This window comes from Alistipes sp. HGB5 (assembly GCF_000183485.2).
In the GTDB taxonomy this organism is placed as follows: domain Bacteria; phylum Bacteroidota; class Bacteroidia; order Bacteroidales; family Rikenellaceae; genus Alistipes; species Alistipes finegoldii.
Map to the genome: position 1 here is coordinate 134,391 of NZ_AENZ01000076.1, position 12,408 is coordinate 146,798.

Annotated in this window: 17 protein-coding genes; 7 read left to right on the forward strand and 10 right to left on the reverse strand. The window is 52.5% G+C overall.

Features of this window, described 5'->3' with window-relative positions:
- Positions 1 to 4: 4 nt before the first annotated feature.
- Entirely contained in the window at positions 5 to 1,054 is a 1,050-nt protein-coding gene (locus HMPREF9720_RS13145) for a hypothetical protein (RefSeq protein WP_005680026.1), read from the reverse strand.
- Positions 1,055 to 1,292: 238 nt separating this feature from the next.
- Between HMPREF9720_RS13145 and HMPREF9720_RS13150 the strand changes: the two genes are divergently transcribed.
- Together HMPREF9720_RS13150 and HMPREF9720_RS13155 are read left to right on the forward strand one after the other, a co-directional pair.
- On the forward strand, positions 1,293 to 1,904 hold the full coding sequence (locus HMPREF9720_RS13150) for a recombinase family protein (protein ID WP_005680028.1): 612 nt from the start codon (positions 1,293 to 1,295) through the stop codon (positions 1,902 to 1,904).
- Between the two features lie 263 nt (positions 1,905 to 2,167).
- Positions 2,168 to 2,461: an HU family DNA-binding protein gene (locus HMPREF9720_RS13155; protein ID WP_255204174.1), complete on the forward strand. Its 294-nt coding sequence runs from the start codon at positions 2,168 to 2,170 to the stop codon at positions 2,459 to 2,461.
- A gap of 87 nt (positions 2,462 to 2,548) precedes the next feature.
- Here the strand turns inward: HMPREF9720_RS13155 and HMPREF9720_RS13160 are convergent, their stop codons facing one another.
- The 7 genes from HMPREF9720_RS13160 to rplU form a co-directional block, all read right to left on the reverse strand.
- Complete coding sequence (locus HMPREF9720_RS13160) at positions 2,549 to 2,929, reverse strand: single-stranded DNA-binding protein (RefSeq protein WP_005680031.1); 381 nt, start codon at positions 2,927 to 2,929, stop codon at positions 2,549 to 2,551.
- 683 nt (positions 2,930 to 3,612) lie between these two features.
- Positions 3,613 to 3,870 carry a hypothetical protein gene (locus tag HMPREF9720_RS15270; RefSeq protein WP_005680032.1) on the reverse strand — a complete coding sequence of 86 codons (258 nt, stop codon included), beginning with the start codon at positions 3,868 to 3,870 and terminating at the stop codon, positions 3,613 to 3,615.
- Positions 3,854 to 4,213: a hypothetical protein gene (locus HMPREF9720_RS13170; protein ID WP_005680034.1), complete on the reverse strand. Its 360-nt coding sequence runs from the start codon at positions 4,211 to 4,213 to the stop codon at positions 3,854 to 3,856. Before HMPREF9720_RS13170 ends, HMPREF9720_RS15270 begins: the two co-directional genes overlap by 17 nt.
- 11 nt (positions 4,214 to 4,224) lie before the next feature.
- Entirely contained in the window at positions 4,225 to 4,401 is a 177-nt protein-coding gene (locus tag HMPREF9720_RS13175; RefSeq protein ID WP_005680036.1) for a hypothetical protein, read from the reverse strand.
- A gap of 19 nt (positions 4,402 to 4,420) precedes the next feature.
- Positions 4,421 to 4,714 carry a hypothetical protein gene (locus tag HMPREF9720_RS13180; protein WP_005680037.1) on the reverse strand — a complete coding sequence of 98 codons (294 nt, stop codon included), beginning with the start codon at positions 4,712 to 4,714 and terminating at the stop codon, positions 4,421 to 4,423.
- A 1,105-nt stretch (positions 4,715 to 5,819) separates the two neighbouring features.
- A complete protein-coding gene (gene rpmA / locus HMPREF9720_RS13185) occupies positions 5,820 to 6,080 on the reverse strand; it encodes a 50S ribosomal protein L27 (RefSeq protein ID WP_009598768.1) in 261 nt (86 codons plus the stop codon).
- A 20-nt stretch (positions 6,081 to 6,100) separates the two neighbouring features.
- Positions 6,101 to 6,412 carry a 50S ribosomal protein L21 gene (gene rplU / locus HMPREF9720_RS13190; protein ID WP_009598864.1) on the reverse strand — a complete coding sequence of 104 codons (312 nt, stop codon included), beginning with the start codon at positions 6,410 to 6,412 and terminating at the stop codon, positions 6,101 to 6,103.
- A gap of 155 nt (positions 6,413 to 6,567) precedes the next feature.
- Here rplU and HMPREF9720_RS13195 point away from each other — a divergent pair, with 155 nt between their 5' ends.
- From HMPREF9720_RS13195 to HMPREF9720_RS13210, 4 genes are read left to right on the forward strand one after another with little or no spacing between them, the layout of a single operon-like run.
- Positions 6,568 to 6,936, forward strand: a complete 369-nt coding sequence (locus HMPREF9720_RS13195) for a response regulator transcription factor (RefSeq protein WP_039940758.1) — start codon at positions 6,568 to 6,570, stop codon at positions 6,934 to 6,936.
- Positions 6,933 to 7,880: a hypothetical protein gene (locus HMPREF9720_RS13200; protein WP_009598893.1), complete on the forward strand. Its 948-nt coding sequence runs from the start codon at positions 6,933 to 6,935 to the stop codon at positions 7,878 to 7,880. The genes HMPREF9720_RS13195 and HMPREF9720_RS13200 overlap by 4 nt, the downstream gene beginning before the upstream one ends.
- Positions 7,874 to 8,830: a hypothetical protein gene (locus tag HMPREF9720_RS13205; protein WP_009598833.1), complete on the forward strand. Its 957-nt coding sequence runs from the start codon at positions 7,874 to 7,876 to the stop codon at positions 8,828 to 8,830. The genes HMPREF9720_RS13200 and HMPREF9720_RS13205 overlap by 7 nt, the downstream gene beginning before the upstream one ends.
- 57 nt (positions 8,831 to 8,887) lie before the next feature.
- Positions 8,888 to 9,733 carry a 3'(2'),5'-bisphosphate nucleotidase CysQ family protein gene (locus HMPREF9720_RS13210; protein WP_014774377.1) on the forward strand — a complete coding sequence of 282 codons (846 nt, stop codon included), beginning with the start codon at positions 8,888 to 8,890 and terminating at the stop codon, positions 9,731 to 9,733.
- A 306-nt stretch (positions 9,734 to 10,039) separates the two neighbouring features.
- Here the strand turns inward: HMPREF9720_RS13210 and HMPREF9720_RS13215 are convergent, their stop codons facing one another.
- Both HMPREF9720_RS13215 and HMPREF9720_RS13220 read right to left on the reverse strand, forming a co-directional pair.
- On the reverse strand, positions 10,040 to 10,522 hold the full coding sequence (locus HMPREF9720_RS13215) for a hypothetical protein (protein WP_009598816.1): 483 nt from the start codon (positions 10,520 to 10,522) through the stop codon (positions 10,040 to 10,042).
- A gap of 99 nt (positions 10,523 to 10,621) precedes the next feature.
- Positions 10,622 to 10,891, reverse strand: a complete 270-nt coding sequence (locus HMPREF9720_RS13220) for a hypothetical protein (protein ID WP_009598904.1) — start codon at positions 10,889 to 10,891, stop codon at positions 10,622 to 10,624.
- A 127-nt stretch (positions 10,892 to 11,018) separates the two neighbouring features.
- On the opposite strand from HMPREF9720_RS13220, the gene trkA reads away from it, so the two are divergent.
- Complete coding sequence (gene trkA, locus HMPREF9720_RS13225; protein WP_009598888.1) at positions 11,019 to 12,359, forward strand: Trk system potassium transporter TrkA; 1,341 nt, start codon at positions 11,019 to 11,021, stop codon at positions 12,357 to 12,359.
- Positions 12,360 to 12,408 lie beyond the last annotated feature (49 nt).

A 12,408-nucleotide genomic window follows, 5' to 3' on the forward strand; every position in this document is an offset into this window, starting at 1 on the left:
TATTTTACAGCGTGTGTATGAATGCCTCCATCAGCATTCCGGGCAGCTCGTCCAAGCGGTTGTCTCCGGGGTGCAGCATCCTGCCCAACTCCCTGAAAGCGTCGGGTGTCTGCGAGGCAAGCATATCGAGTTGCTCTCTTTCTTCGGCTGAAAGCAACGCCAGGCAGAAACCGTCCAACGACGAATAAGGCTGGAGAAGCATCCAGATGTAGGCTTGTGCCTGTGCCGGTGTCTTGACTTTTTTATTGCAGATGTCGTCGATACAGGTTCGGATATTCTGAATCAGCCTGCGGTTGGTGCGCATGGCCAGATAAATCATGGCATTGCGATAGGTGATGTCGTTCCGTTCGGCGGCAAGGAATATCTGTGCACAGCATCGTTCCGTGTCATGAGTGATGTCGGAAAGATTCTCGCCGTCGAAATCAGGCAGACGTGAAAGGAATGCCCGGTACACGGCATCCTCCTTTTCGATAAAGGTCGTCAGGTCTGCCATACAATGAATACCGTAATCAATCGTTTCAGCAAGGGTAGTTCGATAAGTGGCAAGAATGTGTTGTCGGTTTCTCTGACTGACGGGCCGGTTATCCAATGAGGCAAAGAACGGTCGGATTGTTTCAGCCGCACGATGCAACTCTTTGTCTTCAAGATGCGGTGAGATTTGTTCTTTTACCCACAGTATATCCTTATAAGTGCGTGTTTGAGACAGCACCATCCGTGAAAATTCCATGCGGATGGAATCATGTATCTGTTCACACTCTTCTCTTACAGTGGAATGAAGCCGGCCAAGCGTATCACATTCGAGATGCAGGAATACGGAATCCCTCAATGTTTGCCATTGCTTGAGGTGTCCGGCCAATTCTTTAATGGAGAGTTTTTTCTGCCTGCGTATGTCGGACAGGTATTCCCTGTATGTTCCGGCAGGGTCATTCTTGGCTTTCGCCAATCGTTTGCCATTGCCGTTGTCGCATGACGCGCATAGGAATATGGCAATCGAAACGGCAATTATTTTGGCAAAGATTATCGGCTGTTTTAAGTTCGATTTTAATGTTTTCATACTATATCATTTCGTACTATTTAGTGCAAAACTATATATTATTTTTGATACTTCGCATCCGAAAAACCGTATTTTGTGCATTTTTTAATATCGTACTTAATAGTATGATTACCAATGAAAACAAGTGAAGATAAAACACGTGGAAATGTACGATTTTCGTTTTTTAATATAGTATGATTCATATACTCGAATAAAACTTGTATATTTGCACTTGTTATCATGAATATTGTATATTGATATGGCAAAAGTCGGTTATATATTCGAGGCTAATTCCTACGATGCGTTTGATGCGGATAAGGAATGGATGCGCCAATATGGGTGTGTACAGGTGGTTGAAGAATCGGTCGGACACGAGACGCTTAGGCCGAGATGGAAACAACTGATGTCGAATCTTGAAAGAGGAGACGAATTGGTGATGTCAAAATTCAGCAATGCCGTTCGTGGTTTACGGGAACTATCGGCATTGATTGAGCTATGCCGCATCAAGGTCGTGCGTATTATCTCCATTCACGATAAAATTGACACCGACAACAAATTGTTTCCGGACACGACACCGGCGGAAGTATTGGCCATGTTCGGGGCATTACCGGAGGAAGTGGCTGTTTTGCGGAAGTCGTCGGATAAAATTATACGCCTGCAGCAGAGTATCAGTATTCCGATTTCCAAAAAAAGTATGAGTAAAACTGAACGGGACAAAAAAATCGTGGATATGTATAACAATGGGTATTCAATCCGTGATATTTGGAAAGAAAGCGGTGTCCAAAGTAAAAGCACCGTGTACAGCATTCTCAATAAATACAAGGTTCAGCTTAACCGAACACCGGGACGAGTGCCGGGCATCCGGAAATAGAACTTATAAATCAATATGGATATTGAAAATCAATAGATTGCTTGCGTAATTCATCGTTTTTTCGTATCTTTAAGTTGGATATAACTATATAAAAACAAGACCTATGGGAGATATTATAATTTTATTGCTGGTGTTCTTGGTAGTGGGCAGGCTTTTGAGGGGCGTGTTCGGAGGATTCAGCAAAAGCAGTTTTCGGGATGACAAATAACTCCGGATTGTTGTAACTGGCAGATATTTGTTAATTTTGCACCGTATTCATAAAAATCAAGAACAATATGACAAAAGCGGAAATTGTCGCTCAGATCTCACGGCAGAGCGGAATAGAGAAAACGGTGGTGATGACTGTGATAGAATCATTCATGGAAAATGTAAAAGAGTCGATGGTTGCGGGAAACGAGGTGTTCTTGCGCGGGTTCGGTAGCTTTATCATCAAACGGAGAGCTGAAAAGACGGCCCGGAACATTTCGAAGAATACGACAATTAAAATTCCCGCTCACAATATCCCTGCATTCAAACCTGCCAAAGCATTTCTGAATGCGGTAAAAGAGAACAAGTAGAGTATAAAAGTACAGATGGTGCAACAACACCGTAATGAGTAAAACAAAAGCGACCCGAAGGCCGCTTTTGTCGTGATAAGGCAAGGATTATTTCTTGCCTTTTTTCGCTGGTTTGGCCGGCTTTTCAGGAGTTTCCTCCTTCTCGACGGGCGGATAGAACTTGACGGCGACCATCACGATACGGTTGTGTTTCACACCGCTTTGGTCGCTCCATTCTTCGGGCTTGAAATACCCCTCGACGGTCAGCATCGTACCCTTGGTCAGTTGGTCGAACGACCCGGTGTTCTCGTTTTTACGCCACGCCTCAAAATTCATAAAGGCGGAAACGCGTTTGGATTCCTCGCCATTATTCTCCAATCGGCTTACTGCCAGAGGGAAACGTGCTACACTTGCGTTGGTGAACTGACGGATTTCTGCATCCTTTCCTACGAAACCGGTTACTACGAAATTGTTTTCAATCTTTTTCATAATGAATTGTTTTTAGAAGTTATTAAATCAATTTTACGCTGCCTCAAAAAGTAGGTGCAGTTAAGGGGATGCACCAAGGCCGGACGCATCAATACTCTTTATTTTTGTCCGTAGGCAAAACCGGAAGGCTCGATAAAGGAAGATTGTACGGCTGCGCCATTGGTCAAGACTTCCAAAGTCGTTCCCGTCTGCATACTATCTTTGCATCGGAAAATGATGATGACTTCGGCGGAAAACTATTCTGAAAATGAGCGGAAAACCGTAGTTGCAGGGGAAGTGAAAGTGCAATCCGTCCACCGGCACAATGGTGCGCGTTTCGGCTGTAAGTCCGCAGAATCGGCAGGTATTTTCGTGTAATTCGGTCGGACTGAATTGAGGTGGCTACAAACAGAACACTGAACTGACAACAGGTTGCGGTACCGCAGAAGGGAATATCAACGAAGTGGCGACAAAAGGCGGAACGGGATATCGGGGTACTGCCATGTTCCCGTCCGGCAGAAAGAAAAGGGGACAAAAGGGAAAAAGGAAAGAACCCTGCTTTTCGGAAAAGCGGACGGAGCTTTTCACGAATGGCTGTTTTTTACAAAAGGATATGGCGCAGCCAAAAGAGAGAGATAGATGTAAAAAAGGGAATGCGGCGTGGCAGGAATGGAAGATTATCCCGTTCCTGCCTGCCTGTATCATCAAAATTCTGCCATGATTACCCGATGCTCGAAAATCTTTTTTTGATTACTGGGACGTCTTTGGCAAACCCATAGGTGATGCTTGCCATAGCCGAAGACGAAATAATCATCAAGGCGTGTTTTTTCTTGTAGGCGTTCCATGCCGGTACGCAGTTCCGCTTCATCGGTTGAGAAAAGAATCGTGTTGATGATACGGAAGTAGAGTTCTGTTACCTCGTCACAATAAGGACAAAAGCTATGCTCAATCGTTGCTTTCATGTTTCTTTGATTTTAATTCTACTTCTACTATGTCTTCTATTCGACCATACAGGACAGAGCGCAACGCTGTTTTGTCAATGGCGTAATACTCGGCGATATGTCCGTGCTGTTTTACGAAATATCGTTTGAGAACATCGGAGAAATCAAAGAAGTAGCCCATCAATGCGATACCTCTTTTGAAATGGATGCACTCTTTCACGTTTCGGGTAATCCAGTTCTTGTCTTCACGGCTCAACTTGTCTCCGTTATCAAGTTGTTCCCGTAACTGGTAAACCCTGCTGTCTTTCAGCTTCTCTAATTCGGGTACGTCCCATTGGACGAATTTCATTGCTATCTGCTGCATCGCTCTTGTATTTAATCGTAAATAATCACTTCATCACGATACTCGACCACCTCTTTGCCACTACTAAGACGCACCACTATTTTATTGCCGAAGTCGCCGACAACTGTTCCCTCAGAGTAGCCTTTATAGGGGGTAAGCAAGGTGCAGTGCGCACCTATAATTTCGCTATTTTCTTCGTATTCGTACATAAGTCATGTCATTTTACGGTTACAACTTGATATCCCATTTCCCCTGTGAGAAGATTCTGAAGCTCACGTATTCGTCTGTAAATTCGTAGGACAGAATTTTGATATAAGTTTTGTCTTTGGCTTCCAACGAAGCTATCAGTCTGTCGATTTCTTCTTCCGGATAAACCCAACGAGAGGTAAACTCCGCATCCACGCTATCGCTGTGTCTATTGACAAAGCCGTCGAAAGTGTCATCCAAGAATGCCTCTATCTTGTCGAGGTCTGCTTTGTTTTCCGTCCTTGCGTAGAAAATGTTTGTTGCATAGTTTGCCATAATCCTAAGTTTTAAGTTTTTTATTTTCCCTCTTTTAGCATTTCAGCTACTTTCGGGCTTGATTGAAAATTATGTCGCCTCAAAAGGTGTTATGGCTCTTTATGCAGGGTTTCACGACCAAATACGACCTCTGCAAAGCGGAGCGTGGAGATTTTGTCGGGAACCGTCAGGCTGTGACCTTGAATACAAGAAAGACATGACAAGTACCTTTGCGACACAATTCTCATCAGGCAGACCGAAAGTTGGGATGCGAGGATAGAATGCCTATGGCAGAAGTTACGATAAAAGGAACTTCCGTAAAATTGGGATGCAGCGAAAAAAGAAAATATCGGTGCGATTATCTTCTCTTTTGACTGTGAATATAAAAGTAAGGGGGAGAACTTCGGTAAAGGTTTAGTTTAGTCTATTAGCTTATATATATGCTAAACTAAAGTAAACTAAATATAGGCAGATATATTGGACTGCCTGTATAGGTGTTTTGAGGGAAATGGTTACCTTTGCAAAAAACAATGTTCCTTGAAAGAAACAGAGATTTGTCCTTTTTTCTTTTGGCTGTGGTTATTCATCCATAGATGACTGCAACAATCACTCTTGGCGAGAGGATGAAAATCGTGTGAAAAGACTTGGAAAAATACTCAAAGTACGAACAAGTGAAGAGAAAGAAAGGTAGTGCAAACAAAAAAACAAGAAAATAAGATAATTCGTGTTTCTGTTCCTAATTTGTTTCTTGATAAAAACACATCACAATATAAACTATTAATTTACAAGATATTATGATGTGAAATTTTGAGATATAACTAAATTTACCAGATTCAGAGCAGACAAATACAATCGTTTATATACTCGATATGTCAAGAACGCATGCAATACGCTGTACCGCATAACAAAGGTAATCAATTTTCCGCAATCTTCAACTAACTGTCTGTATTGGGGCCGGGCCGCGGAGTCGATTGCCGAAAAACGGCTTTGGGGCGTGTGGTCGCCGTATGATCTTTGGTGTGTGTGCCCTATGATCTTCGGACCGTGTGTCTTGCGCTTCCGGGGTTCACAAAACAAGCGGCCTCCCGTCGGGGAAGCCGCTTGTCTTGTGTTGCCTATGGAACGCTTACTCGCTCAGGGGAGTTACGCTCACGTACGATTTGCCTGCGCCTTTCTTGCAGAATTCGACGGTGCCGTCTACAAGGGCGAAGAGCGTGTGATCTTTACCGATACCCACGTTTTCACCGGGGTTGTGAACCGTGCCGCGCTGACGAACGATAATGTTGCCCGCCTTTGCGAACTGGCCACCGAACAGTTTGACGCCGAGTCGCTTGCTTTCCGACTCACGTCCGTTCTTCGAACTACCTACACCTTTCTTGTGTGCCATTTCTCTTCCGTTTTAAAGGGTTATGCAACAATTTCCTCTACAAGGACCTGTGTCAGATACTGACGGTGGCCGTTGCATTTCTGATATCCTGTGCGGCGCTTTTTCTTGAACACCAGAACCTTGTCGTCCTTGAGGTGTTTCAGGATCTTGCACTTCACCGAGGCGCCTTTTACTACAGGTGCACCTACTTTGACCTGACCGTCGTTGTCTGTGAGCAGGACTTTGTCGAAACTTACGGACGAATTTTCTTCGCCCTGAAGACGGTGAACATAAAGTTTCCGACCTTTTTCAGCTTTAAATTGCTGACCTGCAATCTCTACTATAACGTACATTTATTCGATGGTTATGTATTTGAACATAATTCGGAGTGCAAATATACGCATATTTATCTTATAAACAACATATCCGGCAAATTTTTTTGGCCCCGTGCGGCTCTGGCATGGTTTTGGGCCGGGGCAGGGCACCGGCACACGCCGGACGGGGTTTTATGAACAGGATACTGATTGTTTCGGACGATATTTTTCTGCGCGACATGGTGCGTCTGTCGCTGATCGACATGCACACCGAGGTGCGTTGTGCGGCCGATGCGGACGAGATGGAAGGGCTTTGCCGCCGCGTATTGTTCGATCTGGTGATCGTGCTGCATGTGGCCCCTTTCTTGTGCGGCCGCGACGTCGTGCGCGGCGTGCGTCCCGCGGGACTGAGACGGCCGCTGTTTTACGTGGTTTCGTGGCTCCAGTCCGAACAGGCCGTCCTGAGCCTGCTGGAGTGCGGCGTGGACCAGTATATGGCTTTTCCGCTGAGCCTGCAGCGGCTGCGGGGCAAGGTGTCCAACGATTTGAACCGGCTTTTATGACCGAAACGCTTTTCATGATATATTCCGCGGCGGCCGCCGCCGTGACGCTCTGGCTGCTCGGCGGGATGGCGGTCGGGCGGCTGCGCCGCAGACGCAGGCGCGGCCGTGATGCCGTGCTGCAGCGCAAATACCTGCATATCGTCATGCTCGCCCTGTTTTCTGGCGGCGAAGAGGCGCCTCGCTTTCCGCTCCTGCGCCGTGCGGGCGCCCGCCGTCTGCTGATCGAAACCGTCGGCAGGCTGGTGGCGGCGACCTACGGGCTCGACCCGGCGCCGCTGCGCCGCATCGTCGTGCAATACGGGCTGGACGGATGGCTGCTGCGCCGGATACGCTTCGCGCAGGGGTACCGCCGTGCGCGCTACCTGATGCTGCTCTCCCGGCTGCCCGCCGGAGACGACATCGGCGCCGAAGCCGCCCGCTATATGCGCAGCCGCAACCGTTACGTGCGCTTCTACGCCCTGATGACGCAGCTGGCGGCCGAACCTGCGACCTCGCTGCGCCGGATGGCGGAGTACGACTATCCCTTTTCGGCCTGCGAAGTGTCGGAGATCATGGCCATGCTGCGCCGCGGTCTGCTGCCGATCGCCTACGAACCGCTCGTCGGCTCCCCGAACCGCAACCTGCGGATGGTGGGGCTGGGCATCGTGCGGCAGTTCGGCATCGAGGAGGCGGAGAGGCTTCTGCTGGCGATGGTGGCCCGCGAAAGGGAGCCGGAACTGGGCCGCGAAGCGCTCTACACGCTCTGCTCGATGCGCTGTTCGCTCAGGCGGCGCGAGGTGGCGGGCCGCATCGCCTCGATGAGCCGCGCCGAACGCAAGGCGCTGATGCGCTACATGGCGCGGGAGGGCTATGCGCCTGCCGTGCTGCGGCGGTTGTTCGGCGACCGGGAGCGTCCCTACTACGAATCGCTTATACATTCCTATAAACGGAGTCTGGTATGCTGATCGTGCTGTTACTGCTGCTTGCCGCTGTCGCCGCTGCGGCCCTCGCGCTGCTCTGGCTGGTCGTGCGGGGACATAACAAACGGCTGCTGCTGGCAGGTTCGCACGCCGTGGCGAGCGACACGCCCGGCGGCATCGGGATATCGGTGTTGTGCAGCGGCGTCCATGCGCAGGAGCAGGTCGAAAACCTGCTTTCGGCCGAATATGCACACTATGAGGTGATCGTGGTGCTCGATTCCCTGCGTTATCCCGTCGAGTTTGCGGCCTTTACGGCCCGCTACCGCATGATCCGCGTCGAATACGCGCTGTCGGAGGAGCTGCCCGTGACGGGCGTGCGTGCGCTGGGGCGTTCGCGCAAACGCCGTTTCCGCAGGCTGGTGCTGGTGGACCGTGCGCAGGATACTCCCGCCGGCGATTTCGATGCGGCGGCCGAAGTGGCGGCCTACGATTACGTGCTGCCGGTGCGGGAGGGACAGTTTCTGCTGCCGGACGCTGTCGTGCGGCTGGTGGCTGAAGTGGGGGCGCGGGGCGTCGGAGGGTGCGATTGCGTGCGTGCGCGGATCGGAGAGCCGGCCGTGTTGCTGAGCCGCGAAGCCGTCGTTGCGGCCGGCGGTTTTGCGCGCCGTCCGGGCAAAGCCGTTCCGTGGCGCCGGCGGCGGAGCCTTTGGGAGCCGGTTTTCTATACGCCCCAGTCTGCGCGCAGGCAGCGTATTGGTTTGCAGGAAGTTCTGCGTGTCGTGCCGGCTGCGGCGCTGGCCGCTGCGATCGTCGCCGCCGTATGGACGGGCCGGTGGCCGGCGGCTGCCGTGCTGCTCACCGCAGCCCTCGTGTGGTGCGTCGCCGGATGTGTTTCGCTGGCCCTTAGCGATATTGCCTGCGGGCGTACGGGCGGCGACGAGAAGGGGCTGCTGCGCCGCTGTAAAATAGGAGTGAAAAATTTTACCATATCATAAATTCTTGTTACCTTTACCATGGCAATCGAAATTACCGAACTCAAAAAACGAGCTACGATGATAAACGACAAGGTGAGGATGTATCTGCTGCCGCCGCTGTTCAATGCGGCAGTCAGGGCCGGAGCCTCGATAATGAATATTTACAAGAATTTAGACGATTACGATATAAGCCTCAAAGACGACAAGACGCCGATCACCCTCGCCGACCGCCTAGCACACAAAACCATCCGCGAATATCTGGGCCGCACGCGCATCCCGATCCTGAGTGAGGAGGGCCGCGAGATGCGCTACGACGAACGCCGTAACTGGGAGTTGTACTGGCTGGTCGATCCGCTCGACGGAACGGTCGAATTCATCAAGGGAAACAACGAATTTACCGTGAATATCGCCCTGATGGAGAACAACGTCTGCATGGGGGCGGTCATTTATGTCCCCTATTTCGAAAAGATGTACGTCGCCGGGCGCGATTCGGGTTCCTACGTCAAGGAGCATATCGCGCCGGATGCCGCCGCCGAATACACCTACGACCAGATCGTCACGGGCTGGCGGCAGCTGCCGCTCGAAGAGGGGGCGGAGCACCCCCGCCTGCGGGTGGCCGTGTCGCGGTCGCACCAGACGCCCGAAACGGCGGAGCATATCGCCCGCCTGCGCGAAGCGCATCCCGATCTGGAGATCGTCGAGCAGGGGAGTTCCTACAAATTCTGCCTGCTGGCCGAGGGGAAGGTCGATTATTATGTCCGCACGACGCATACGTACGAGTGGGACACTGCCGCGGGCGAGCTGATCCTCGCCGAAGCGGGCGGCCGCACCCGCACGCTGCCCGATGACCGGGAACTGCTCTACAACGAGGAGGACCTGCGCAATCCGTGGTTCGTCTGCCGGTCGAAACACTGCAAGATTTGACGGAAGCGGTTCCGAACCGTTTCCGAGATATACGAAAAAGAGGTCGTCCGATGCACGGACGACTTTTTTTATTGGTCAGTCAGTTGCGGGCCGCCCCGATTAGTCTCGGTCAACCCCGATTAGTCTCGGTCAACCCCGATTAGTCTCGGTCAACCCCGGTTAGTCTCGGTCAGCCCCGGTCAGCCCCGGTTAGCCCCGGCCAATTTCGGCCTGCCCTCGCCAGCTCGGCATCCTCCGGCCAGCTCCGGTCGGCATCAGCCGATCCCGGCCGGGCGTCAACCTGCTAGCCTGCCTGTTGCGGCCGCGTTACTCCGCCTGCGCCGCGCCAAGGAATCCCATGACGCTGAGCAGTACGATTATGGCCACAAGTACGATGGAGAGCACCGTGACGTATCTTTTTCCGGATTTGTGCCAGAAGGCGAGGATGCCCGCGAAGAGCGCGGTGTATAAAACGGCTTCGGGGATTCCGCCCAGATGATACTGCACGGGTAGGATCGTGTAGATGTAGCCGTCGAACGAGCCGGGCGTGGGACCTATGGTCGAGATGAAACTCAGGCCCAGAACCAGCCACGCCAGCTTGAGGAATCCGTTTTTGCCGTACAGGAATCCGCGTACGGGCAGCAGCGCCAGCGCGATCAGCACTCCTCGGAAAATCTGCAGTCCGGGGCCGAGCGCGACCCACGGCGAGCTTACGGGCCGCATCAGCAGAGCCAGCGACTCGGACGAGAAGTGGGTTCTGTAATCGAGGAAGAGCAGGGCGAAAACGCCGGCGGTGAAGTAGGCGATCACATGCGCCGAGCATATGCGCCAGACGAATGTCTTCGGGGATTCGGGTTGTCAGATCATGTTCGGCGGGTTTGCAGGGGTTTCAGTCCGTTCGCTCCGGGACTATTTCTTGTGCCCGGCCTCTTCGATGTCGCAGGCCGAGCAGTTGCCCGAACATCCCGCGGCCGTATGCGTGTCGGAGCAGCCGGCGCTGCCGTCCGCTTCGCGCGTTTCGTGTACGGCGCACTTGATGCCCAGCCGCTGCATGTTCTTGTTGGTCGAGATCTCGGAGTCGATGTTATGTCCCTTGATCATCAGCGTCAGCGACATGCCCACGACGAAAAGGGCCACGGCCCCCAGCGCGAACAGAAAAACGATTAACCATGTCGGCATATCAATAAGGTATTTTTACGTCCCGAAATTTTGGCTTTCGGTCACAAATGTATACATTTGTAAGATAAATTGCAAAAACGCTGCCCTCTCTTCGGCGGCGGATGCAAAAAGACAACGACGCAATACTATGAAAATCGTAATAGCGGGAGCGGGAGAGATGGGGAGCCATCTGGCGAAGATGCTGAGCGGCAACGGCCACGACATCACCATTATCGACAGCGACCAGAAACTGCTTTCCGACGTGGGGAGTCTGGCCGACGTGATTACCGTCGAGGGGGATTCGACGACCTTCGCCGTGCTCCGCAAGGCTTCGGTGCGCAAGTGCGACCTTTTCATCGCCGTGAACCACGAGGAGAACGACAACGTCGTGGCGGCGATGCTGGCCAAGAAGCTGGGCGCCCGGAAGTCCATCGCCCGCATCGACAACAACGAGTACCTCGAACCCAACAACAAGGAGATGTTCATCGACATGGGCATCGACTACCTGTTCTATCCCGAAAAGGTGGCGGCCCGCGAGGTCATCAACCTGCTGGGGCACACCTCGACTACGGAGTATGTCGATTTTTCGAGCGGCAAACTCTCGCTGGTGGTGTTCCGTCTGGAACCGGCCTCGCCGCTGGTGGGACGGCAGATCGAGGGCTTCGATGACGACGAGACGCCGCTGAGCTACCGCACGGTGGCCATCACGCGGGGCGGCGAGACGATCATCCCCCGGCAGGGCGAGATCTTCACCGAGGGCGACGTGATCTACGTCATCGCGCGTCAGGACGCCGTGAAGCAGGTCATGGAGTTCTCCGGACAGTCCAATATCGAGATCAAGAACATGATGATCCTCGGCGGTTCGCGCATCGGCATCCGCATCGCCACCGAATTGCAGGAGGAGGTGAATATCAAGCTGGTCGATTACAACGCCGAGAAGGCCTACCGGCTGGCGGAGCTGCTTGACAAGACGCTGATAATCAACGAAGACGGCCGCAATACCGAGGCCATGATGGAGGAGGGGCTTTCCAATATGGACGCCTTCGTGGCCGTGACGGGCCGCAGCGAGACCAACATCCTCGCGGCGATGCTCGCCAAGCGCATGGGTGTCAAGAAGGTGATCGCCGAGGTCGAGAACCTCAATTACATCAACCTCGCCGAGTCGATCGGCATCGACACGATCATCAACAAGAAGCTGGTGACGGCGTCGAACATCTTCCGCTTCACGATGTCCACCGACGTGCAGGCCATCAAGTGCCTGACGGGCAGCGATGCCGAGGTGCTGGAGTTCATCGTCAAGCCCAACGCTCCGGCCGTCAAGACCCGGATCAAGGATCTGGGGCTGCCCGAAGATACGATCATCGGCGGCATCGTGCGCGGCGACAAGGTGTTCATCGCTGTGGACAATATGGAAATCAACCCCTACGACCGCGTGGTGGTCTTCGCCATGCCCGCGTCCGTAGGCAAAGTAGGATACTTTTTTAACTGACGGCGCGTGCCGCGAGGCCCGGCGCACGGCGCGGGGCAGCGCACGCCGC

Excerpts from the sequence above, each read along its gene's own strand:
- HMPREF9720_RS13145 (WP_005680026.1), bottom strand. The coding sequence starts at position 1,054 with ATGAAAACATTAAAATCGAACTTAAAACAGCCGATAATCTTTGCCAAA.
- HMPREF9720_RS13150 (WP_005680028.1), top strand. The coding sequence starts at position 1,293 with ATGGCAAAAGTCGGTTATATATTCGAGGCTAATTCCTACGATGCGTTT.
- HMPREF9720_RS13160 (WP_005680031.1), bottom strand. The coding sequence starts at position 2,929 with ATGAAAAAGATTGAAAACAATTTCGTAGTAACCGGTTTCGTAGGAAAG.
- HMPREF9720_RS15270 (WP_005680032.1), bottom strand. The coding sequence starts at position 3,870 with ATGAAAGCAACGATTGAGCATAGCTTTTGTCCTTATTGTGACGAGGTA.
- HMPREF9720_RS13170 (WP_005680034.1), bottom strand. The coding sequence starts at position 4,213 with ATGCAGCAGATAGCAATGAAATTCGTCCAATGGGACGTACCCGAATTA.
- HMPREF9720_RS13175 (WP_005680036.1), bottom strand. The coding sequence starts at position 4,401 with ATGTACGAATACGAAGAAAATAGCGAAATTATAGGTGCGCACTGCACC.
- HMPREF9720_RS13180 (WP_005680037.1), bottom strand. The coding sequence starts at position 4,714 with ATGGCAAACTATGCAACAAACATTTTCTACGCAAGGACGGAAAACAAA.
- rpmA (WP_009598768.1), bottom strand. The coding sequence starts at position 6,080 with ATGGCACACAAGAAAGGTGTAGGTAGTTCGAAGAACGGACGTGAGTCG.
- rplU (WP_009598864.1), bottom strand. The coding sequence starts at position 6,412 with ATGTACGTTATAGTAGAGATTGCAGGTCAGCAATTTAAAGCTGAAAAA.
- HMPREF9720_RS13195 (WP_039940758.1), top strand. The coding sequence starts at position 6,568 with ATGAACAGGATACTGATTGTTTCGGACGATATTTTTCTGCGCGACATG.
- HMPREF9720_RS13200 (WP_009598893.1), top strand. The coding sequence starts at position 6,933 with ATGACCGAAACGCTTTTCATGATATATTCCGCGGCGGCCGCCGCCGTG.
- HMPREF9720_RS13205 (WP_009598833.1), top strand. The coding sequence starts at position 7,874 with ATGCTGATCGTGCTGTTACTGCTGCTTGCCGCTGTCGCCGCTGCGGCC.
- HMPREF9720_RS13210 (WP_014774377.1), top strand. The coding sequence starts at position 8,888 with ATGATAAACGACAAGGTGAGGATGTATCTGCTGCCGCCGCTGTTCAAT.
- HMPREF9720_RS13220 (WP_009598904.1), bottom strand. The coding sequence starts at position 10,891 with ATGCCGACATGGTTAATCGTTTTTCTGTTCGCGCTGGGGGCCGTGGCC.
- trkA (WP_009598888.1), top strand. The coding sequence starts at position 11,019 with ATGAAAATCGTAATAGCGGGAGCGGGAGAGATGGGGAGCCATCTGGCG.